The organism is uncultured Bradyrhizobium sp., from assembly GCF_936943645.1.
Taxonomy (GTDB): Bacteria; Pseudomonadota; Alphaproteobacteria; order Rhizobiales; family Xanthobacteraceae; genus Bradyrhizobium.
Genome location: NZ_CAKZJO010000051.1, coordinates 128244 through 150727 on the forward strand (window position 1 = coordinate 128244; position 22484 = coordinate 150727).

Consider the following 22484-nt stretch of genomic DNA (forward strand, 5'->3'; position numbering starts at 1 on the left):
CTAAAATCGCCCCATGACAGTGACCGATATTGCAAGCCGGACCTACAATCACAGCTGGCGGCTGGATCCCATCATCCGCAGCCTGCTTGATACCGACTTCTACAAGCTATTGATGTTGCAAATGATTCGGGAGGACTACCCGGATCAGCAGGTGACGTTCTCGGTGATCAACCGCTCGCGCCATGTCCGGCTTGCCGAGATCATCGACGAGGGCGAGCTGCGGGCCCAGCTCGATCACGCCCGCACCATCCGCTTCAGCAAGAAAGAGCTGATCTGGCTTGCCGGTAATACGTTCTACGGCAAGACCCACATGTTCTCGGCGGACTTCATCCGTTGGCTGGCCGAATTCCGCCTTCCCGAATACGAGCTGCGCAAGGTCGAGGGCCAGTACGAATTGCATTTCCACGGACCGTGGACTCACACCTCGATGTGGGAGATCCCGGCGCTTGCAATCCTCAACGAGCTGCGCTCGCGCGCGGCGATCAAGGGCCGCGGCCGCTTCGAGCTCGACGTGCTCTACGCCCGCGCCAAGGCCAAGCTCTGGACCAAGGTGGAGCGGCTGCGCAAGCTGGAAAATCTGCGCCTGTCCGACTTCGGCACCCGCCGCCGGCACGGCTTCCTCTGGCAGCGCTGGTGCGTGGAGGCGGTGAAGGAGGGCCTCGGCTCGTCCTTCATCGGCACCTCCAACGTGCTGCTCGCAATGGACAACGATCTCGAAGCCATCGGCACCAATGCGCATGAGCTGCCGATGGTCGCGGCCGCGCTCGCCAAGGACGACGAGGAATTGCGCTGGGCGCCCTATCGCATTCTCGACCAGTGGCGCCAGACCTATGGCGGCAACCTTCTGATCGCACTGCCCGATGCCTTCGGCACCAAGGCCTTCCTGCGCGATGCGCCGGAATGGGTCGCCGACTGGACAGGCTTCCGGCCCGACAGCGCGCCGCCGATCCAGGCCGGCGAGGAGATCATCGCCTGGTGGGAGAAGAAGGGTCGCAATCCCAAGGACAAGCTGCTCGTCTTTTCCGACGCGATGGATGTCGGCTCGATCGAGGAGACCTATCATCACTTTGCCGGCCGGGTGCGGCTCTCCTTCGGCTGGGGCACCAACCTCACCAACGACTTCGTCGGCTGCACGCCGGACGGCTCGTTCAATCTCGATCCGATTTCGCTGGTCTGCAAGGTGTCGTCGGTCGACGGCCATCCCGCCGTCAAGCTCTCCGACAATCCGGAGAAGGCGACCGGCATGCCCTCGGAGATCGAGCGGTACCTGCGCGTGTTCGGCGACGCCGGCCGCGTGCGCAAGCCGGTGCTGGTCTAGCCGCGCACCCGGGTCTCTTCGTCGAGTAAGGTGCGTGCGGCAAACGTGACGCGCGGGTTCGCCCATTTCCCCGGCATTTGAAGCAATCTGCGCCCAATCGTTTCACGACGCTTTCACCCTGCGATGCGGTCCTGCATGCATTTCAGCTGGAGTTAAGCAACCATCGCATCTACTTCGCGTTGCAGTCGCATCGCTCCGCTGGGGGCATGGCGCGATTTGGGGAACGCAGGGTGTTTCGCAGAACAGCGACGTCGATGAAGGAACGCAGCTTCCTTCACGTCATCAAGCTCGTCTCGCCTTTCGTGATGGTCGTCGTGCTGCAGGCGACGGTCGCGGGATTCAGTCTCGAGGTGATGTCTTCGGTCCGCGCCTATGTCGCGGGCGAGGCGATGTGGTCGCGCTCGCAGAAGAATGCCGTCTATTTCCTCAATCTCTATCTGCATTCGGGTGAGGCCAGCCAGTTCGTGCAATACCAGGCCTCGCTCGCCGTTCCCATCGGCGACGAGTTCGCGCGCTGGGCACTCGAGCGCGATCCGGTCGACGTCGAGGCGGCCCGCATCGGCTTTCTGCAAGGCGGCAATCATCCCGACGACGTTCCGGGACTGATCTGGCTGTTTCGATACTTCAACCGCGTCAGCTTCCTGCAGGAAGCGATCCGCGAGTGGGCCGCTACCGACCCCATGCTGCTGGAGCTGAGCATCTTCGGCGAGGTCATCCGCTCCGAGTGGGAGAACGGTCCTGTTCAGGACGCACGCCGCCTGCAAGTGCTGTCGTCACGGCTCTCCGAGCTCAACGCCCAGTTCACGGTCCATGCCAACCGGTTCTCGACCGTCCTCGGCGAGGGCTCCCGCGCCATCAAGCTGACGCTGACCGGCATCAACATCGTCACCGCCATCACGCTCGTTCTGCTCCTGGTCTGGCACACCAGACGATTGGTGCTGCAACGACAGGCGTTCGAAGACGCCCTGCATGCCGAGAAGGAACGCCTGGCCTTCCAGGCGTCGCACGACTGGCTGACCGGCCTGTCCAACCGCCGCGCGTTCGAGGCGCGACTGCAAAGCGAGCTGGACGTTGCCGCGGCAGGTTCGCTGAGCCTGATCCTGCTCGATCTCGATCAGTTCAAGAACGTCAACGACACCTGCGGGCACCTCGCTGGCGATCGCCTTCTCTGCCAGATCTCGCGCCTCCTGCAACAGGAACGGCGCCCGTACGACCTGGTGGCGCGCCTCGGCGGCGACGAATTCGGCCTGATCCTGCCGCAGTGCTCGCCCGCGAGCGCGGTCGATATCGCCGAACGGCTGCGGCGCGCGCTGGAGATGTTCACCTTCGCCTGGGACGATCGCTGCTTTGCAGTGACCGCCAGCATCGGTGTCGCCTGCATCGCCGACCGCGACACCACGCTCGAGGACGCGATGCGGCGCGCGGATGCCGCCTGCTATCGCGCCAAGGATAAGGGACGCAACCGTGTTCAGGTCGACGGCGGAAGGCCTGATGTCATCGTCGTTGCAACACGGCCGCGCGAAGCTGCACGGGCCTGAGGTCGCCCGCACTGTTCACTGCAAAGGCAAAATCCCGAGACCCGCGAGATGGGTGTCGACGAACTGTTCGACCTGCTGACGCAGCATCTGCGGCGGCACGGCGACCATGCGCTCTTCAAGGCCGAGCGAAATGATGCCGTGCACGGCGGAAAACAGGGTGCGTGACAGCAGCGCGATCTTCACGTCGTCCGCATCCGGCAGCAGTCGCACCAGGGGCGGATGCATCAGCGCGAAAGCATCCATCACCATCTGCAGGATGTCGTCGGGATAGGGACGGTCGTCCTCCATGCGGTGCTCGAACAGCGAGCGCAGCAGATTGGCGTGTTCGGCGAAGAATTCGAGGTAGGTCGCGGCGAGCCCGTAGAGCTGGCGCACCGGATCATCAGCCGGAACCCCGCGCAGCCGGGCTGTAAGGGCCTGCACCGTTTCCCGATTGACGGTCAGGATCACCCCGTCGAAGTCCCCGAACTCGTTATAGACGCTCCCGACGGAACAGCCGGCGGCCTCCGCAACGTCGCGAACCTTCAACGATCTCAATCCCTTAGCCGCGATGATGCCGCGCGCGATCTCCAGGATCTGGAGACGCCGCCGATTTTTTTTCTGGTCCCGCAGCGATTCTTCTTGAACATTGTTCATTTTCAAGCTACTCATGTGAACATTGTTCAAATTAACCTGGAGACGACCAAAATGCAAACCCTCGCTGTTGATATCGCCACCACCTTCATCGACGACGCCGCCGCCCTCGTGACCGGATTTGGCAAGGCCCTGCTGCGGATCGCCATGGCGCCGATCAATCGTATCGCCAATGCCTGCGACGTCGCCGGCGTGCTCGCCGAACGGCGCGCGACCTTCCGGATGTGGCGGGCGAGCCGCGATCGTGCACGCCTCGAAGGCCGCAGGTTCAGCGTTCTCGGCCGCTTCTCGCCCTTTCGCCATCTCTCCCATCTGACCTGAGCTGAGTGTGGCCGTGCCCCTCAGATGCGGCCCGAATCCCGGATCCGGTTGCAACGAAGGACTCACCATGTCCGGACATTCGAGGTCGAACCCGCTGGCCTCCGCAAGGTGGTTCAGGTTTCCTCATCGTCCGGGCCATATCCGGATTAAGCGCGGCTGACGCGGCCGCGATCAGATATTTGCGAACCTAACGAGACCAGTTGGAGACCAACAGGATCGGAGGAACCCAGGGGACGGAGCAGGCCGGCAACATCTTCGCCGTGCAATCGTTCTCCCCATGCGCTTCCGGTCGTGAGGTTTCACAGACAACGTAACAACCTCAGGCTGCCTTTCCAAAACAGGACTAGTCATGATCAGGGAATTGATGTCGTCACGCCGCTTTGCGCCACTGTTCTGGGCGCAATTCTTCTCGGCGCTCAATGACAACGTGCTCAAGAACGCGCTCGTCATCATCCTGCTTTACAGCGCCGCGACCGGCCACGGCGATGCGCTGGTCACGGTGGCAGGCGCCGTCTTCATCTTCCCCTATTTCATCCTGTCCGGGCTCGGCGGCCAACTCGCCGACAAATACGTCAAATCCGTCGTTGCAAGGCGGCTCAAATTCGCCGAGATCTTCGCCGCGGGCTTTGCCGCAGCCGGCTTCTTCCTGCACTCGGTGCCGCTGCTGTTCGCAGCGCTCGCGCTGTTCGGCGTCATCGCCGCCCTGTTCGGCCCCGTGAAATACGCCATGCTTCCGGACCAGCTCGAGCTCGGCGAGCTCGCGACCGGCAACGCGCTGGTGGAAGGCGCGACCTTCATGGCCATCCTGCTCGGCACCGTCGCCGGCGGCCAGTTCGTGGCCGGCTCCGCGCATATGGGCTGGGTTGCATCCGCGGTGGTCGTGCTGGCCCTGCTGTCCTGGGCCTTTGCTTCGCGCATTCCGCAGACGACACCGTCGGCGCCCGACCTGCCCGTCGATGCCAATCCCTGGACCTCGACGGTCAGCCTTCTCAAGACCCTGCACGCCGACCACCGCCTGTGGGACGGCACCGTGATCGTGTCCTGGTTCTGGCTGGTCGGCGCCATCGTGCTGTCGCTGCTGCCGGCGCTGGTCAAGGAGGTCGTCGGCGGCACCGAGGGCGTGGTGACGCTGTGCCTTGCGGTCTTCGCGATCGGCATCGCGATCGGCTCGCTGTTCGCCGCGAGCCTCAGCCACGTTCGCCCCAACCTTGCGCTGGTGCCGATCGGCGCCATCATCATGGGCTTTGCCGGCCTCGATCTCGCCTGGGCCATCGCCGTGACCGCCAAGGGCCAGGACATCGCCGCGCTCGACTTCGCGACATCGTTCGCGGGCTTGCGCATGCTGGTCGACTTCGTCGCCTTCGCATTCGGCGGCGGCCTGTTCGTCGTTCCGTCCTTCGCCGCCGTGCAAGCCTGGTCGGCGCCGAACGAGCGCGCCCGCATCATCGCGGCCGGCAACGTGCTGCAGGCCGCCTTCATGGTGGTCGGCTCGCTGTTCGTCGCGCTGCTGCAGGCCGGCGGAGTTCATGTCGGCTGGATCTTCTTCGGCCTCGGCGTCGCCAGCTTCGGCGCGGTGTGGTTCGTGCTGACCAAGTGGGGCAAGGAAGGCGTGCGCGATTTCGGCGGCCTCCTGTTCCGCGCGCTGTTCCGCACCGAGGTCCGTGGCCTCGAAAACCTGCCGCCTCCGGGCACGCGCATGCTGATCGCGCCAAACCATGTCAGCCTGATCGACGGCCCGCTGCTGCACGCCGTGCTGCCGATCGACGCGAGCTTCGCGGTCGATACCGGCATCGCCAAGGCCTGGTGGGCCAAGCCGTTCCTGCGTGTCGTCAAGCACTACACCATGGACCCGACCAAGCCGCTGGCCGCGCGCGACCTGATCAAGCTGGTCGCCGCCGGCGAGCCTGTCGTGATCTTCCCGGAGGGACGCATCACCGTCTCCGGTTCGCTGATGAAGGTCTATGACGGCACCGCGATGATCGCGGACAAGGCCGACGCCGTGGTCGTGCCCGTGCGCATCGAAGGCGCGCAGCGTTCGCATCTCAGCTACCTCAACTCCAGCCAGATCAAGCGCTCGTGGTTTCCGCGGGTGACGGTCACCATCCTGCCGCCTGTGAAGCTGCCGGTCGATGCCGCGCTGAAGGGCAAGGCACGCCGCAATGCCGCAGGCGCTGCGCTCCAGGACGTGATGATCGACGCCCTGGTGAAGAACGCCATGCTCGATCACTCGCTGTTCGAAGCGCTCGGGCACGCCTATCGCGACCGCGACACCGGCAAGGTCATCATCGAGGACGCGCTCGGCACCAAGCTGACCTATCGCAAGCTGATCCTCGGCGCGCAGGTTCTCAGCCGCAAGCTCGAGATCGGCACCGACGTCGGCGAGAATGTCGGCGTGCTGCTGCCGAACTCCGCGGGCGTCGCCGTCGTCTTCATGGCGCTGCAGAACATCGGCCGGGTGCCGGCGATGCTCAACTTCTCGGCCGGCCCGGTCAACGTCCTCGCCGCCATGAAGGCCGCGCAGGTCAAGACCGTGCTGACATCGAAGGCCTTCATCGAGAAGGGCAAGCTCGACAAGCTGATGGCCGCGATCTCCACGGAGGCGCGCGTCGTCTACCTCGAAGACGTCCGCGCCTCGATCGGCGTGGCCGACAAGATCAAGGGCCTGCTCGCCGGCACGACGCCGCGCGTCATTCGCCAGGCGAGCGATCCGGCCGTGGTGCTGTTCACCTCGGGTTCGGAAGGTACGCCCAAGGGCGTGGCGCTGTCCCATCGCAACATCCTCGCCAACGCGGCGCAGGCGCTGGCGCGGGTCGATGCCAATGCCAATGACAAGGTGTTCAACGTGCTGCCGGTGTTCCACTCGTTCGGACTGACCGGTGGCATGATGATGCCGATGCTGGCGGGCATCCCGATCTACATGTACCCCTCGCCGCTGCATTACCGGATCGTGCCCGAGCTGATCTACCAGACCGGCGCCACGATCCTGTTCGGTACCGATACGTTCCTCACCGGTTACGCCCGCTCGGCGCATGCCTACGACTTCCGCACCCTGCGGCTCGTGATTGCCGGCGCCGAGGCGGTCAAGGACCGCACGCGGCAGGTGTTCATGGAGCGCTACGGCATCCGCATCCTCGAAGGTTATGGCGTGACCGAGACGGCACCGGTGCTGGCGATGAACACGCCGATGGCCAACCGCCCCGGCACCGTCGGCCGCCTCTCGCCGCTGATGGAAAGCCGCCTCGATCCGGTTCCCGGCATCGAGGAAGGCGGGCGTCTCTCCGTGCGCGGCCCGAACGTGATGCTCGGTTACCTCAGGGCCGAAAATCCTGGTGTGCTCGAAAAGCTCCCCGAGGGCTGGCACGACACCGGCGACATCGTGGCGATCGACGCCGCCGGCTTCATCACGATCAAGGGTCGCGCCAAGCGCTTTGCCAAGATCGCGGGCGAAATGGTCTCGCTGTCGGCGGTCGAGGCCATCGCGACGGCGCTGTGGCCGCAGGCCGGCTCGGTCGCCGTGTCGATCCCCGACCAGCGCAAGGGCGAGCGCATCGTGCTGCTGACGACGGAGAAGACCGCCGAGCGCAGCGCGATGCAGGCCCAGGCCAAGGTGGTCGGCGCAAGCGAGCTCACCGTTCCCGCGGCGATCATGGTGATCGACAAGGTGCCGCTGCTCGGCACCGGCAAGACCGACTATGTCACGGCAACGACGATGGCCCGCGAGCAGGCTTCCGCGCCGGAGCGCGAGGTGGCGTAAGACGAATGCACGAGGTGCCTCGATCAGGCGACGCGCGATGCCCGGGAGTGGTTCTGCTTCACGGCATCGCGCGAACCTCGGCATCCCTGACGAAGTTGGAACGCGCGCTCCGGGCCAGCGGGTTCAAGACACTCAACATCGACTATCCCAGCCGCAAAAAGCCGATCGCAGCGCTCGCGGGCGACATTCACGAAGCCGTTGACGGCTTTGCCCAACGTGACGCGCCGCTGCACTTCGTTGCGCATTCGATGGGCGGCCTCGTGGCGCGCGCCTATATCGCGAAATACAGACCGGACCGGCTTGCCGGCGTCGTGATGCTGGGCACGCCGAACAACGGCAGCGAAGTCGCCGATCTCCTGAGCGGATCCCGTGTCTACCGCGCCTTCTATGGGCCCGCAGGGCTCGAGCTCACGACGGGCTCTCGGTCCGACTCGCTGCCCGCCGTGGACTATCCCGTCGGCGTGATCGCGGGAAGCCGCTTCATCGACCCCGTCGCCGGCCTGCTGGTTCTGCCGAAGCCGAATGACGGACGTGTCTCGGTGCAAAGCGCGATGCTTTCAGGCATGGCCGACCATATCGTCGTGAAGGTGTCCCATACCGGGCTGCCGCGTCATGCCACCGTGATCGACCAGACCATCGCCTTCCTGCACGACGGCCGCTTCAAGCCCGGGTAGCCGTCACGATGCCGTACGGCGCTCCTGCGCATAGCGAACCAGGGCGACGAAACGATAGATGCCGTGCACGAACTTGCCATAGGGCATGGTGATGAACAGCGCGAACACCGCCCCGAGATGCAGCGCCAGCAGCGGCCCCATCGCGGCGGTCTCGCGCATGAACAGCAGCAGCATGCCCGTGAGACCGGTCAGGAACAGCATGGCAATGAAGCCGACATCCATGCCGTAGCTGTTATCGTCGAGCAATTCCGGCGCCCTGCGCAGCTTCGCCAAGAACAGCCCGGCCGGTCCCACGACGAGGCCAATGCCGCCGAGCGTGCCGAGCACGACGGGCAGGTCCCACCACGGATACGGCGCCTCGCGCGCGAGCAGATAGTGATAGAGCGTCGCCACCGACGTCGCGGCGAAGCACAGGATGAAGCCGTAGAAAGTCAGGTGGTGATACAGCCTGCGCCGGTCGGTCGGCTTGTCGTCCTCGTTATAGCAGCCGACGCCGCCGCCATGGAGATAGCGCAGCTCGCCGGCATCGCGGATCGCCTGGAAGATCGAGCCGCCGTCGGCGCGGCCACTGACGGCGGGGCCGATGTCGCGCCAGAAGGCGCGCACGCTCATGACCAGCGCCAGGACGGCGTAGAGGAATGCGGCGCTGAACAAGGCGGCCATCGCATTGTGCGGCATCAGCTTGTAGAAGGCGCCGGGACCGGTGTGCACGCCAAACAGCACGCTGCGGTCGTGCAGGGCAGCAAAGCCGAGGATGAAACCCGCCATGCTGAGCGCGGCGACGATGCTGATGACGAGGCCGTTGCGCGCGAAGGCGCCGGACAGCGCGCCCGGCCAGGCATAGGCCGCGTAGGACTCGGCGCGCGCGACGGCGAGTGTCTTGGGAACGTTGACGTTGAACTCGTGCGGCGGCGAGAACTGGCAGTCGACATAGCAAGCGCCGCAGGAATGGCAGAGATTGGCGAGATAGTTGAGATCGCCGTCGGAGAAGGCGCGCCGCATCTCCATGGCGGGAAACACCGCGCACAGGCCCTCGCAGTAGCGGCAGGAATTGCAGACCGTCATCAGACGGTCGGCCTCGTCGAGAATCCTAGTTCCGTGCATGTTTCGCCGCTTCCCGCCCTGCGATCCGTCCGAACACGCTGCCGATGGTCATGCCCATGCCGGCGGCGTAACCCTTGCCGAGCACGTTGCCGGCCATGATCTCGCCGGCCGCGAACATGTTGCCGGACGGCTTGCCGTCGGCCATCAGCATCCGCGCCTCCCTGTTCACGCGCGTGCCGAGATAGGTGAAGGTGATACCGGGCCGCACCGGGTAAGCGAGATAAGGCGGCGTCTCGATCCTGCGCGCCCAGTGCGTCTTCGGCGGCATGATGCCCTCGGTCACGCAGTCATCCAGGACGGTGTGGTCGAAGGTGCCGGGGCGTACCGCGGCATTGAATTCGGCGATGGTCTTCTCCAGCGCGGCCGGATCGAGCTCGAGCTTGCCGGCAAGCTCAGCGACGGTCTGCCCCGCGATCGGCGGGAACAGCGTCGGCATGAAGCTGGTGACGACGGTGGAATCGAAGATGATGTAGGCGATCTGGTCGGGCTGCGCCGCGACCAGCCGGCCCCAGATGGCGTAGCGCTTCGGCCAGATGTCCTCGCCCTCGTCGTAGAAGCGCTGGGCATGCTTGTTGACGACGATGCCGAACACGACCGAGTCATGCCGCGTGATGATGCCGCCGTCGAATTTCGGCGCGCGGGCGTCGATCGCGACCGCATGGCACTGGGTGGGATCGCCGACCTGCTGCACGCCCTTGTCCAGCAACATTTTGAGAATAGAGCCGCGGTTATAGGGCGTGCCGCGGATCAGGAAGTTGTCGGCGGCCTCGCCCCAATATTGCTTCAGCCATTCGATGTTGGCCTCGAACCCGCCGGCGGCGGCCACCAATGAGGTGGCACGGATCTCGGTCTCGCCATTCACCGGCCGCTTCAGGCGCGCGGCGAGGAACATGCCGTCCTCGATCACGAGGTCGGTGACCTCGGCATCGTATTCGACGTCAACACCGAGTCGCTCGGCGGTGAGATAGAGCGCGTTCAGCATCGCGCGGCCGCCGCCGAGGAAGAACGAGTTGGTCCGGCCGAGGCTCAGCGTACCGCCGAGCGAAGGCTGCCAGCGCACGCCCTGCTCCACGATCCAGTTCAGGATGTCCTTGGACTCGCGGATCATGTGCCGCGCGAGCACCTCGTCGGTCTTGCCGCCGGTGACGCGCAGCAGATCCTCCCAGAACTCCTCCTCGGCGTAGGGGCCGGTCAGGATTTCGGTGGCGGCGTCGTGGGCGCAGCGCATGTTGCGGGTGTGGCGCGTGTTGCCGCCGCGATAGAATTTCGGCGCGCCTTCCAGGACCAGCACCGAGGCACCGCCGCGGCGCGCCGCGATCGCCGCGCACAGCGCCGCATTGCCGCCCCCGATCACCAGCACGTCGTACTTGCTGCTCATGCCGTCTGTCCGATGCGACGAGATTGGAAACTTTCTGCCCGCCGACCGCCCCGGTCAAGCCCGGCAGCCATTGCGCACGTTTGTATACAAAGATATACAAAGATCGTGCAAGCGGCATCTCTGCATGGGCAGGATGCGCCTCGAGGGAACATGGCCAGACGGCCGGCGAAGACAGGCGGATCGATTGCGCGCAGCAGTGGCGTTGCGCTGGGAGAAGCCGTGTTCCGCTCGCTCTGCGAGGCGTTGCAGGCCGGCAGCTATCGTGCCGGCGATCGGCTGCGCGAGGAAGAGGTCGCCCAGCGGCTGAAGGTCAGCCGCACGCCGGTGCGCGAGGCGTTGGGCCGCCTCGCGGCACGCGGCTTCGTCGAGCCCGCCGCCGGCCGCGGCCTGATCGTGCGCAATCTCGACATCTCGGAGGTGCTCGAGCTCTACGCCATGCGCGAGATCATGGAAGGCGCCGCCGCGCGGCTGGCCGCCGAGCACGCCTCGTCCACCGAGATCGAAGCGCTCGGGGACATCGAGCAGGCCTTCGTCGCGGCCTCCGCGACCGATACCCCCGAGACGGCAGGAGACATGGCAAGGCTGAACCGCGCCTTCCACGAAGCGATCTGCCGCGCCGCGCGCAACCGCTATCTCGACAACGCCTCGCGCGAATTGCAGGACTGGATCGCCCTGCTCGGCCCAACCACCTTTACGGTCGCAGGACGTCCCTCGACCAGCCATGACGAGCATCAGGCCATCGTCGCCGCCATCGCCGCGCGTGATGGCGACAAGGCCGAGCAACTCGCGCGGGCCCACATCCGCGAGGCACTGCGCTGCCGGCTCAAGCTCCTGCAGAAGCAGTAATCTTCTATCGCCGTGCCCGGCGCGCGGGCCGCGCGTCCTCGGCCGTATCAGCCAAGGCGGCGTCGAGCCGATCGGTCGGCCCGCCCAGCGCGCGCGTCAGGCGGAGGGCGGCCTTCACCAGTTGCGACGTCATCGTCTTGATGTTGTCGCGCGTGAAGCGCGGCTTCGGCCCCGAGAGCGAGAGCGCGCCGACGCATTTGCCGCCGGGACCGAACACCGGACAGGCCAGCCCGGCGCAATCGGGATCGCGCTCGCCGAAGGAGACGGCGATGCAGTCTTCACGAATCTCGTCGTAGCTGTCGCCCCTCTCGCCGTCGAAGGCGAGGATGACCCGGCCGGCGGCGCCGCGATCGAGCGGCAGCAGCATGCCGGCTTCCACGCGGTCCAGCGTCGAATGCTGGGAATCCACGCGGAAGACGCACAGCCGGCGCCTGGCATCGTGCCGCACGTGGAACGAAGGACTCTCGGTCCCGTCCGCCACGAGCTGCCGCAGCAGCGGCATCACACGGTCATGGAGGTTGTTGCTGCGCTGGTAGACCGCGCCGAGCCGGAACGGCGTCGGGCCGAGATGGTAGCGGCCGTCGGCAAGCTGAATGAGATAGCCGAACTCCTGCAGCGATGCCATCAGCCGCAGCAGCGTGCTCTTGTACATCTTCGTGCGCCGGGCAAGCTCGGCCAGCGTCATCGGCTCCGGCGCATCCTCGAAGGCCGCCAAAATGCTCAGGGCGCGGTCGACGGCGGCAACACCGGGCGAAGGCATGCGGTCTCCTAGTTCGGGAATCCGGAGGGATCGATCAGCTTGGCGATGACAGGAAAGTACGCATCGCCCATGCCCTTGTCGATCGTCTCCTGGAAGATCTCGCGCATCAGCGCGGCGCCGCGAAGGCTCAGACCAGCCTGTGCGCCCAGCTCCAGCGCGTAAGACAGATCCTTCATGGCATATTCGGTCGAGAAGGCCCGCAGCGGAAACTCCTTGGCGACGATCGCTTTCATGCCATGGTTGCGCAGGGCAAAACTGTCCGCCGATCCCTTCGACAGCGTCTCCAGCAGCAGCTTCGGCTCGACGCCGCTGTGCTTGGCGAGCGCGACGGCTTCGGCCAGCGCGTTGACCGTCTCGAACAGCACCATGTTGTTCAGGATCTTCGTCACCTGCCCCGCACCGGTCCCGCCGCAGAGCGTGACATCGGTGGCGAAATGCCGGATCAGCGGCTCGACCACGGCGAACTGCGCGGGCGTCGCGCCGACCATGACGCTGAGCGTGCCGTCCTGCGCCGCCTGCCGGGTGCGCGCGATCGGCGCGTCGATCCAGAGCGCGCCCTTGTCGGAGAGCTGTTTTGCGAAGGCGCGCGTCTGACCGACATCGGAGGTGCCGAGATCGATCACGGTCTGACAGCTTCTGATCGCCGGCAACAGCCCGGCGAATACCGACATCACGTGCCTGGCGCTGGGCAGGCACAGGAAGATCGTCTCGCTGCCGCCGACGACATCAGCGATCGACTTCGCCGCGACCGCACCGTCAGCAGCGATCCGCGCCAGCGGCTCCGCGGCAAGGTCGAACGCAAGCACCGTTCGCCCGCTCTTGCGCAACAGGTTGCGGCAGATCGGCTCGCCCATGACACCGAGACCGATGAACCCGATCGAACCAGACATTCCGTACTCTCCCTCGAAATCCCGCGGCCGGGCGAGAATTGATCCCGCCCGGCCGGCACAGCTACTTGACCAGCGGGCAACCGCCTTCGCTCATCGGCCGGAACACCTCTTCGCCCGCCTTGGAGCTGACGATCCGGTAGTAGTCGAACTTGTACTTGGACTCCTCCGGCTTTTTCACCTGGACCAGGTACATGGTGAGTAGCACGCGCCCGTCGGGGCGGATCGCGACATCCTTGTTGTACATGTCGTTGACCTTCAGCTCGTGCATCTTGGCGGCAACGGCCGTCGTGTCGGTCGTGCCGGCGGCCTTCACGGCGGCAAGGTAGTGATGGACGCCGCTGTAGACACCGGCCTGCACCATGCTGGCAACCTTGCCGTCCATCAGGCCAGCGTAGCGCTTCGACCAGGCGCGGGTCTGCTCGTCGAGATCCCAGTAGAACGAGGTCGTCACCTGCAGGCCTTGCGTGACCTTCAGGCCGAGCGAATTCACGTCGGTGATGAAGACGAGCAGGCCGGCGAGCTTCTGGCCACCCTCGACGACGCCGAACTCACCGGCCTGCTTGATTGCGGTTTGCACGTCGGCGCCTGATGTCGCGAGCCCAACGACGTCGGCCTTGGAGCCCTGCGCTTGCAGCAGGAAGGAGGCGAAGTCGGCGGTGCCGAGCGGATGCGCGGCCGAGCCGATCACCTTGCCGCCGGCCGCCTCGATGAACTTCGTGGCGTCGCGCTGCAGCGCGTGGCCGAAGGCATAATCGGCCGTGACGAAATACCAGGTCTTGCCGCCGGCCCGCGTGATCGCGTCGCTGGTCAGCTTCGACAGCGCATAGGTGTCGTAATTGAAGTGGAAGCTGACGGGCGAGCACGACTTGCCCGTGAAGTCGGACGAGCCGGGGCCGGAGATGACGAAGATCTTGTTCTTCTGCTTGGCGACCTCGAGGATGGCAAAGCCGGCGGACGATGCCGCGCCGTCCGCGATCATGTCGACGCCTTCATTGTCGAACCACTTTCGCGCCGTGGCCGAAGCGATGTCCGGCTTGTTCTGGTGATCGGCCGAGATGATCTCGATCTTCTTGCCGAGCAGTTCGTTGCCGAAATCTTCGGCGGCAAGCTTTGCGGCCGCGACCGAGCCGCGTCCGCCATTGTCCGCGAATACGCCGGACTGGTCGTTGAGAACGCCGATCCTGATGACGTTGTCGGCTGCAAATGCGGCACCCGCCTGCGCGGCCAGAACGGCCGCCATCATCCAACGCAACTTCATAACATACGCCTCCCGTTTACAATCTTTGCTTATCGAGGATGTCTTGCAGCACCGGCGCGATGTAGCGGCGGAACTGATCCGGGTTTTCGCTCATCGGAAAATGACCGAGCCGCTCCATCACGGTCGCCTTCGCGCCGGGGATGCCGGCGGCGGTGCGCAACGTGTCCTCCGGCGTACAGGAGAAGTCGTATTCGCCGGTCAGGAGGTAGAGCGGGCACGCGTTGACATCGATGTTGCCGGTGCGACCGCGCAGATCGCCGTCGACGCGATAGAAATAGAGGTCGCCCTTGAAGATACCGGGACCGCCCTGCTTGTAGCCCCACAGCGTTTCGTTGCGCGCGGCCTCGGGGCCGTTCGGCGCGATCAATCCCGACACCAGGGCTGCGCAGACCTCGCCGCCATGCACGTCGGGCCGATTCAGCCACGCCGTGTCGTACCAGGGTTGCTGGAAGTCGGCGGCTTCGAGCCCGATCAAGGCGCGGAATTCGCTGGCATGCGCGATGGCGAGATTGAGGACGATGCGGCCGCCGATCGAGCAACCCATCACTACCGGCCTGTCCAGCCCGAGCGCCTTGCAGAACGCGCGGATGGTCGCGGTGTAGCTGGCCGTGGTCAGCCGGTATTCGCTGCCATATTGGCTATCGGGCGGGTTGGACTTGCCATGCCAGGGCATGTCGAAGGCGATGACGCGGAAATGTTTGGTGAATTCATCGTCCGCCAGCAGATGGCGCCACTGCCGCGCGTCGGAGCCGGCGGTGTGCAGGCAGACCAGGGGAATGCCGCTGCCGTTCTCCTCGAAATAGATCCGGTTGGTCTCGCCGTCGATCTCGACATGGACGTAGCGGCCGATGATCGGCTCGATGAAGCCGCTCATGACGCACCTCCAAAGCCGTTCCGGCGCGGCAGAGCAAGCAGATCCTTGAAATATTGGAGATGAGTCATGAAGGGATGGATCTCGCCTTCGAGCGTCGCCTGCCCGCGCTTGGTCAACGCCAGAAGGTCATGCCAGCCGGCCGGCGGCATCGTCTGCCAATAGGCGGCGAACGCGGCGGGCGTCGCACGGTAGGCGAAGCGCCATGAGCGCATCAGCACCGGCGCCGGAATCATATCGACGATCTGTCCGGCGCGGATCGCGACGTGGAAGGGCTGCGTGCTTGGCCCGAGCAGACAGTCGACGTCCAGCCACCGGCCACGCGCGGTCAACGCCGCGTCGCCCGCCAACAGATCGGGAATCTCCTTGAAGGCCGCGATCACGGCCTCAGGTGTGAACTGCACCGGTGGATCGGTGTCTCGACGAACGCGTTCGGATTCCATCGTTTCGTCCCTCAAAGGCCATCGTTCTATTGGATAGAACGATATTCTATTTCTAATCAGGATCTATACAGGGCTCGCGAGTGAACTCAAGTGCCACGACCGCCATGGGAATTGGGTGCCCGCGGACGGCAAGAGGCCGGACGCTCGAACGATCGAATTTGGAGCCGAATGCGTGGCGCGCGATCAAGCCTCGAAGACGCGCATGATCAACCAACAGCTGCCGAGCAGGCTGATTGCCGCGGATACCGCATACACCAGGCTTGCCGACCTCACCGGTTCGCCGCGCCCGGCCATGGTGAGCCGGTCCAGCAACGCCAGCACCGGCACCACGACCGCGACGATCGCGATCTGCCCGATCTCGACGCCGACGTTGAATGCAGCGAGAGCGGGCACCACCGCATTCGGCGGCAAGCCGACCTCGCGAAGCACGCCGGCAAAGCCAAATCCGTGAACCAGTCCGAACAGGAAGGCGACGCGCCAGCGCCTGTCGATGTCGCGCGAGACAAAATTTTCGACGGAAACGAAGACGATCGACGCTGCGATCGCCGGCTCCACGATGCGGCCCGTGACGACGACGAGATCCAGCGCGGCCAGCGACAAGGTGATCGAGTGCGCGATCGTGAAAGCGGTGACGATCTTGATGACGGGGACCAGCCGGCGGGCCCACAGCATCACGGCGATCAGGAAGGCAATGTGATCGTAGCCAAGGAAGATGTGCTCGATGCCGGTGAGGAGATAGCGCTGGATGGTCGACCACGACGACGGCGTCGCCGAAAGCGTCACCGTCGTGTGGCCCGCGTCGAGCAAAGCTTGCGTTTCGGACTGGCCCCGCGCGATCAGCACGACCTGGCGTCCGGTCGGATCCGTCTCGGTCAGCACGCTGGAGCGATAGACAATGTCGCCGGCGATGTTGGCGCAGGCAAAGCTGCTGCGATAGACAACGCCGTCGCCGTCGGGCAGGATCGCGGCAACGCTCCGCGGGCAGGGCATTCCGCCGCTCGTGACGGCCAGATGCTTGTCGAGATAGGCGAGGATTGCGGCTTTGGCCGCTTCGACCGCGGCCGGATCGACCGTGTCCTGCCGCGCATCGTACACCTTGGCGCCGATCAGGCGATCGATGTCGCTGCCCTTCAGCCCCAACTCGACGCTCACCATGCGATCTCCGGCCAGCGCCACGCGGGCCGTCACAAGGTTGACCTGATGCGCCTCAGCCGGCAGGCCAAGTCCGAGCAGAACCGCGAGCCACAGGAGCTGCGGCCGGATCATGATTGCGCTCCATCGCTCTCACGCCAGCACATCGGCGGCGACCGCCTTGAGGACATCGCGCACGTCGGCGGGCTTCAGCCGCACCTGCAAGCCGCGCTGTCCGCCATTGAGATAGACGAGGTCATGGGTCAGCGCACTCTGCTCGATCACGGTCGGCACCTGCTTGCGCTGGCCGAACGGGCTGATGCCGCCGACCTTGTAGCCGGTGACGCGTTCGGCTTCGGGCGGCTTCATCATCTGCGCCGACTTGCCGCCCGCGGCTGCGGCGAGCTTCTTCATCGACACCTCCTGATCGGACGGCACGACCACGCAGACGGGCTTGCCGTCGACCTGGGCCATCAGCGTCTTCAACACGCGCGCGGGGTCTTCACCGAGTGCGGCAGCGGCCTGCAGCCCGATGCTTTCGGCGTCGGGATCGTAGTCGTAGCCGTGGACGGTGAAGGCAACGCGAGCGGTCGTCAGCGCGCGGGTGGCGGGGGTGACTTTGGACATGGATGGTATCTACCACCGTCATTGCGAGGAGCGAAGCGACGAAGCAATCCAGGCTCTTTCCGCGGAGGGATTCTGGATTGCTTCGCTCGCAATGACGATTGTAGGGGCAGACGCCAACCACATACACAGCTGTCGTCCCCGCGAACGCGGGGACCCATAACCACAGGGAGGGGTTTCGCGAAGGCTGGCAGTTCGGGACTACGACCGCCAACCATCGAGAGATCACGCGGTATGGGTCCCTGCTTTCGCAGGGACGACGGCGGTGGCTTGGCCACGCACCGCCGAAACCCGCCTCACCCTACTCCGCCGCGTCCCGCATCTCCGCGCGCTCGGCTCTCGCCGCGCAGAACTTGAATTCCGGGATCTTGCCGAACGGATCGAGCGCCGGGTTGGTCAACAGGTTCGCCGCCGCCTCCGCGTAGCAGAACGGCATGAACACCATGTTCTCCGGCACGTCGCGATCGGAGCGAACCTTGACCTCGATGGCGCCACGGCGGGTCTCCAGGCGAATGAAATCGCCCGGCGCAAGCTTCTTCTTCCGCATGTCCTTCGGCGACATGAACGCGACTGCCTCGGGCTCGATCTGGTCGAGCACCTGGGCGCGGCGCGTCATCGAGCCGGTGTGCCAGTGCTCCAGCACGCGGCCGGTCGACAGCACCATGGGATATTCGTCGTCCGGGATCTCGTCCGGCGGGATCACCTTGGCCGGCACGATCTTGCCGCGGCCGCTCGCGGTCGGGAAACCCGTGGTGAAGATGATCTCGTTGCCGGGCTTGTTCGGATCGTCGACCGGATAGGTCACCGCGCCTTCGCGCACGAGCCGCTCCCAGGTGATGTTCTTCAGCGACGGCATCAGCTCCGCCATCTCGGTAAAGACGTCGCCGGGACCGGCATAATTCCACGGCAGGCCCATGCGCTTGCCGATCTCCTGGATGATCCAGAGATCCTGCCGCGCATCGCCCGGCGGCTTGATCACCTGGCGGGCGAGCTGCACGCGGCGATCGGTGTTGGTGAAGGAGCCGTCCTTCTCCGCGAAGGCCGAGGCCGGCAGGATGACGTCGGCGTGGAACGCGGTCTCGGTGACGAAGAGATCCTGCACCACGAGATGGTCGAGCATCGCGAGCGCCTGACGCGCATGCTGCAGATCGGGGTCGGACATCGCGGGGTTCTCGCCCTCGATATACATGCCCGTGATCTCGCCGGCATGGATCGCGTTCATGATCTCGACCACGGTCAGGCCGCGGACGGGATCGAGGTCCTCACCCCACATCTTCTCGAAATTGCCGCGCAGATCGTCGCGGCTGACCGGCTGGTAATCCGGCAGGAACATCGGGATCAGGCCGGCGTCGGAGGCGCCTTGCACGTTGTTCTGGCCGCGCAGCGGATGCAGGCCGGTGCCGGGACGACCGACCTGTCCGGTGATCAGCGCCAGCGCGATCAGGCAGCGCGCATTGTCGGTGCCGTGGACGTGCTGGCTGATGCCCATGCCCCAGAAGATGATCGACGACTTTGCGCGCGCGTAGGTGCGTGCGACCTCGCGCAGCGTCTGGGCGGGGATGCCGCAGATCGCCTCCATCTTTTCAGGGGTGAACTCCTTGATCTTTTCCTTGAGATCCTCGAAGCCCTCGGTGTAGCCGGCGATGTACTGGTCGTCGGTGAGGCCTTCGGTGATGATCGTGTTGATCATCGCGTTCAGCATGGCGACGTCGGAGCCCGGCTTGAACTGCAGATGCTTGGTGGCGTGGCGCGACAGCGTCTGCCGGCGCGGATCCATCACGAACAGCTTGGCGCCATTCTGCTTGACCGCGTTCTTGATGAAGGTCGCGGCGACCGGATGGTTCACGGTCGGGTTGGCGCCGATCACGATGATGACCTCGGCATCCATCGCGGCAGCAAACGGCGCGGACACCGCGCCCGAGCTCAGGCCTTCGAACAGCGCCGCCACCGACGAGGCGTGGCACAGACGGGTGCAGTGGTCGACGTTGTTGGAGCCGAAGCCGGTGCGCACCAGCTTCTGGAACAGATAGGCCTCTTCGTTGGAGCCCTTGGCCGAGCCGAAGCCGGCCAGCGCCTTCACGCCCTTCTCGTCGCGAATCTTGACGAGGCCCTTGGCGGCGATATCGAGCGCTTCTTCCCAGCTCGCTTCCCGGAAATGGGTGAACGGATTGGCGGGATCGACCTGGTCGTTGGCATCCTTCTTCGCGTTCGGCAGCCGCACCAGCGGCTTGGTCAGGCGATGCGGGTGATGGATATAGTCGAAGCCGAAACGGCCCTTGACGCAAAGACGGTTGTGATTGGCGGGGCCGTCGCGGCCCTCGGCATAGATCACCTTCTCGTCCTTGACCTCGTAAGTCACCTGGCAGCCGACACCGCAGAACGGGCAGAGCGAATCCACCTTCTTGTCCGCGTAAGTCACGCGGGTCTGCTTGTCGTCGAGCATCACGGCCGGCATCAAGGCGCCGGTCGGGCAGGCCTGCACGCATTCGCCGCAGGCAACGCAGGTGGATTCGCCCATGGGATCGTCGAAGTCGAATACGATCTTCGAGCCATGGCTGCGATAGGCCATGCCGATGACGTCGTTGACCTGGACCTCGCGGCAGGCGCGCACGCAAAGGCCGCACTGGATGCAGGCATCGAGGTTGACGCGCATCGCCGGATGGCTGGCGTCGGTCTCCCAGCGCTCGGCCGCGGGAAAGCGGCTCTCGGTGACGCCAGTGGTCTCCGCCCAGTGCCAGAATTTCGAATCCGGATCGTGGCTGGTCTCGCGCGCCGGCTGGTCGGCAACCAGCAGCTCCATCACCATCTTCTGCGCAGAGACGGCGCGCGCGGATTCGGTCTTCACCTTCATGCCGACCGACGGCGTGCGCTTGCAGGACGCGGCCAGCACGCGCTCGCCTTCGATCTCGACCATGCAGGCGCGGCAATTGCCGTCGGGGCGATAATCGGGCGCGGGCGAATAACAGAGATGCGGGATCTCGCGGCCCTGCCGCTTGGCGACCTGCCAGATCGTCTCGCCGGGTTTTGCTTCGACCTGCTTGCCGTCGAGTTCGAACGTAATCTTGGTCATTCGGCCGCTTCCTTGAACTCGTCAGGGAAATATTTGATCACGGTGGCCAGCGGATTCGATGCCGCCTGTCCGAGCCCGCAGATCGAGGCATCGCGCATCGCCTGGCTCAATTCTTCCAGCAGAGCACGGTTCCAGACCGGTTTCTGCATCAGCTGCGCCGCCTTCTGGGTTCCGACCCGGCACGGCGTGCACTGGCCGCAGCTCTCGTCCTCGAAGAACTTCATCAGGTTGAGCGCAGCCGCGCGCACGCTGTCCTTCTGCGACAGGATCACGATCGCCGCCGAGCCGATGAAGCAGCCGTATTTCTCCAGCGTGCCGAAATCGAGCGGGATGTCGTCCATCGACGCCGGCAGGATGCCGCCGGACGCGCCGCCCGGAAGATAGGCGTAGAACTGGTGGCCGTCGGCCATGCCGCCGCAATATTCGTCGATCAATTCGCGCACGGTGATGCCTGACGGCGCCAGCTTCATGCCGGGATTCTTCACGCGGCCCGAGACCGAGAAGCTGCGCAGGCCGTGCCGCTCATGCCGGCCGTGACCCTTCCACCAGTCGGCGCCCTTCTCGACGATGTCGCGCACCCACCACAGCGTCTCGATGTTGTTGATCAGCGTCGGCAGGCCGAACAGGCCGACCTGGAACGGGTAAGGCGGCTTGTGCCGGGGCAGGCCGCGCTTGCCTTCGATGCTTTCCAGCAGCGAGGATTCCTCGCCGCAGATATAGGCGCCGGCGCCGCGGCGCATATGCAGGGTCGGACCACCCGGCGGCAGCTTTGCGATCTCGCGCTCCAGGATCTCGCGCGAGGCCGGATATTCGTCGCGCAGGTAGATGTAGACGTCCGAGGCCTGCACCACATGCGCGCCGATCAGCATGCCTTCGAGGAAGCGGTGCGGATCGCTCTCGAGATAGACCCGGTCCTTGAACGTGCCGGGCTCGCCCTCGTCGCCGTTGATCGCCATCAGCCGCGGACCGGGCTCGCCGAGCACGGCGCGCCATTTGCGTCCCGTCGGGAAGCCTGCGCCGCCGAGACCGCGCAGCGAAGCGTCATCGAGGCCCTTGAGCAGATCGTCCGTCGACAGCTCACCCGAGCGCACGCGACCCAGCAGCTTGTAACCGCCGCCCACGACATAGGCGTCGTAATCGATGTATTTGGGCAGATGCGCGTGGGTGTCACCGCCCTTGGCCGCCGCCATCACTTTGGCGACGGTCGCATGGTCGACGAAGTTGTGCCCGACCTCCGCAGCCGGCGCGGTGTCGCAGCGGCCGACGCAAGGCGCGCGCACGACGCGGATGCCGGGGCCCGATGAACTCTGCAGATCTTCCAGCAGCTTCTCGCCGCCAAGCATTGCGCAGGTGAGAGAGTCGCAGACGCGGATCGTCAGCGGCGGGATGCTCGGCTCGCCCTCCTTCACCACGTCGAAATGCGCGTAGAAGGTCGCGGTCTCGAACACTTCGGCGAAGGCAAGCTTCATCTCGTCGGCAAGCGCCGCCAAATGCGCGGCCGAGATCTGATGATATTTGTCCTGGATCAGGTGCAGATATTCGATCAACAGATCGCGCCGCCGCGGGCGATCGCCGAGCAATTGCTCGATCTCATGCGCGGCGGTGGGATCGACCTGACGGCCCTTGGGCGTGGCCTTGGCGCGCCGGCGCCCCTCGCCCGGATGCTCGAAGTCTCTGACCTTGTGAACGTCGTCGTTGCTGCTCATGGAAACGTCGCGTTCTCCCTACATCCGCGATGGTTTCAGACCGGATCGCCACTGCGACCTGCCTTCATTTCCAGGCTCAACAGATGGAACCGCGCGCTCTTCGCGGCCCTGAATCGAGCCTCATTCCGCTCAACTCTAGTCTCTGGTATACCAGAGGGGCAAGTA

General features: G+C 65.2%; 18 protein-coding genes. 6 read left to right on the top strand and 12 right to left on the bottom strand.

The genetic code is table 11. The features are described from left to right. Positions 1-13 precede the first annotated feature (13 nt). Both pncB and Q0743_RS10290 read left to right on the top strand, forming a co-directional pair. The gene (pncB, locus tag Q0743_RS10285; RefSeq protein WP_298241417.1) at positions 14-1318 is read left to right on the top strand and encodes a nicotinate phosphoribosyltransferase; all 1305 of its coding nucleotides are present in this window, start codon (positions 14-16) and stop codon (positions 1316-1318) included. Positions 1319-1548: 230 nt separating this feature from the next. Further along, entirely contained in the window at positions 1549-2856 is a 1308-nt protein-coding gene (locus tag Q0743_RS10290; RefSeq protein WP_298241418.1) for a GGDEF domain-containing protein, read from the top strand. A 15-nt stretch (positions 2857-2871) separates the two neighbouring features. On the opposite strand, the gene Q0743_RS10295 is transcribed toward Q0743_RS10290, so the two are convergent. Continuing rightward, entirely contained in the window at positions 2872-3492 is a 621-nt protein-coding gene (locus tag Q0743_RS10295) for a TetR/AcrR family transcriptional regulator (protein WP_298241525.1), read from the bottom strand. Positions 3493-3543: 51 nt separating this feature from the next. Between Q0743_RS10295 and Q0743_RS10300 the strand changes: the two genes are divergently transcribed. From Q0743_RS10300 to Q0743_RS10310, 3 genes are all read left to right on the top strand, one after another. After that, positions 3544-3810: a hypothetical protein gene (locus Q0743_RS10300; RefSeq protein WP_298241526.1), complete on the top strand. Its 267-nt coding sequence runs from the start codon at positions 3544-3546 to the stop codon at positions 3808-3810. Between the two features lie 349 nt (positions 3811-4159). Beyond that, entirely contained in the window at positions 4160-7564 is a 3405-nt protein-coding gene (locus tag Q0743_RS10305) for an acyl-[ACP]--phospholipid O-acyltransferase (RefSeq protein WP_298241419.1), read from the top strand. Between the two features lie 5 nt (positions 7565-7569). Continuing rightward, positions 7570-8238 (top strand): alpha/beta fold hydrolase, encoded by a 669-nt coding sequence (locus Q0743_RS10310; protein WP_298241420.1) that lies wholly within the window; start codon positions 7570-7572, stop codon positions 8236-8238. A 3-nt stretch (positions 8239-8241) separates the two neighbouring features. Here Q0743_RS10310 and tcuB read toward each other — a convergent pair whose 3' ends face one another. Together tcuB and tcuA are read right to left on the bottom strand one after the other, a co-directional pair. Then, positions 8242-9342, bottom strand: coding sequence for a tricarballylate utilization 4Fe-4S protein TcuB (tcuB, locus tag Q0743_RS10315; RefSeq protein ID WP_298241421.1), 1101 nt, complete (start codon positions 9340-9342; stop codon positions 8242-8244). After that, the gene (tcuA, locus tag Q0743_RS10320) at positions 9329-10720 is read right to left on the bottom strand and encodes an FAD-dependent tricarballylate dehydrogenase TcuA (RefSeq protein WP_298241422.1); all 1392 of its coding nucleotides are present in this window, start codon (positions 10718-10720) and stop codon (positions 9329-9331) included. The genes tcuB and tcuA overlap by 14 nt, the downstream gene beginning before the upstream one ends. Positions 10721-10870: 150 nt before the next feature. Between tcuA and Q0743_RS10325 the strand changes: the two genes are divergently transcribed. After that, entirely contained in the window at positions 10871-11566 is a 696-nt protein-coding gene (locus Q0743_RS10325; protein ID WP_298241423.1) for a GntR family transcriptional regulator, read from the top strand. Between the two features lie 4 nt (positions 11567-11570). Here the strand turns inward: Q0743_RS10325 and Q0743_RS10330 are convergent, their stop codons facing one another. The 9 genes from Q0743_RS10330 to Q0743_RS10370 form a co-directional block, all read right to left on the bottom strand. Beyond that, on the bottom strand, positions 11571-12326 hold the full coding sequence (locus tag Q0743_RS10330) for an IclR family transcriptional regulator (RefSeq protein ID WP_298241424.1): 756 nt from the start codon (positions 12324-12326) through the stop codon (positions 11571-11573). 8 nt (positions 12327-12334) lie between these two features. Continuing rightward, positions 12335-13216 (bottom strand): NAD(P)-dependent oxidoreductase, encoded by an 882-nt coding sequence (locus Q0743_RS10335; RefSeq protein WP_298241425.1) that lies wholly within the window; start codon positions 13214-13216, stop codon positions 12335-12337. Between the two features lie 61 nt (positions 13217-13277). Further along, positions 13278-14474: an ABC transporter substrate-binding protein gene (locus Q0743_RS10340; RefSeq protein ID WP_298241426.1), complete on the bottom strand. Its 1197-nt coding sequence runs from the start codon at positions 14472-14474 to the stop codon at positions 13278-13280. 16 nt (positions 14475-14490) lie between these two features. After that, positions 14491-15348: an alpha/beta hydrolase gene (locus Q0743_RS10345; protein WP_298241427.1), complete on the bottom strand. Its 858-nt coding sequence runs from the start codon at positions 15346-15348 to the stop codon at positions 14491-14493. Continuing rightward, positions 15345-15728, bottom strand: coding sequence for a hypothetical protein (locus tag Q0743_RS10350; protein ID WP_298241428.1), 384 nt, complete (start codon positions 15726-15728; stop codon positions 15345-15347). The genes Q0743_RS10345 and Q0743_RS10350 overlap by 4 nt, the downstream gene beginning before the upstream one ends. A 243-nt stretch (positions 15729-15971) precedes the next feature. Further along, positions 15972-17054: a HupE/UreJ family protein gene (locus Q0743_RS10355; protein ID WP_298241429.1), complete on the bottom strand. Its 1083-nt coding sequence runs from the start codon at positions 17052-17054 to the stop codon at positions 15972-15974. An 18-nt stretch (positions 17055-17072) separates the two neighbouring features. After that, positions 17073-17546, bottom strand: coding sequence for a Cys-tRNA(Pro) deacylase (gene ybaK, locus Q0743_RS10360; protein ID WP_298241430.1), 474 nt, complete (start codon positions 17544-17546; stop codon positions 17073-17075). 298 nt (positions 17547-17844) lie between these two features. Then, positions 17845-20613 (bottom strand): formate dehydrogenase subunit alpha, encoded by a 2769-nt coding sequence (gene fdhF / locus Q0743_RS10365; protein ID WP_298241431.1) that lies wholly within the window; start codon positions 20611-20613, stop codon positions 17845-17847. Then, the gene (locus tag Q0743_RS10370; RefSeq protein WP_298241432.1) at positions 20610-22319 is read right to left on the bottom strand and encodes an NADH-ubiquinone oxidoreductase-F iron-sulfur binding region domain-containing protein; all 1710 of its coding nucleotides are present in this window, start codon (positions 22317-22319) and stop codon (positions 20610-20612) included. The genes fdhF and Q0743_RS10370 overlap by 4 nt, the downstream gene beginning before the upstream one ends. Positions 22320-22484 lie beyond the last annotated feature (165 nt).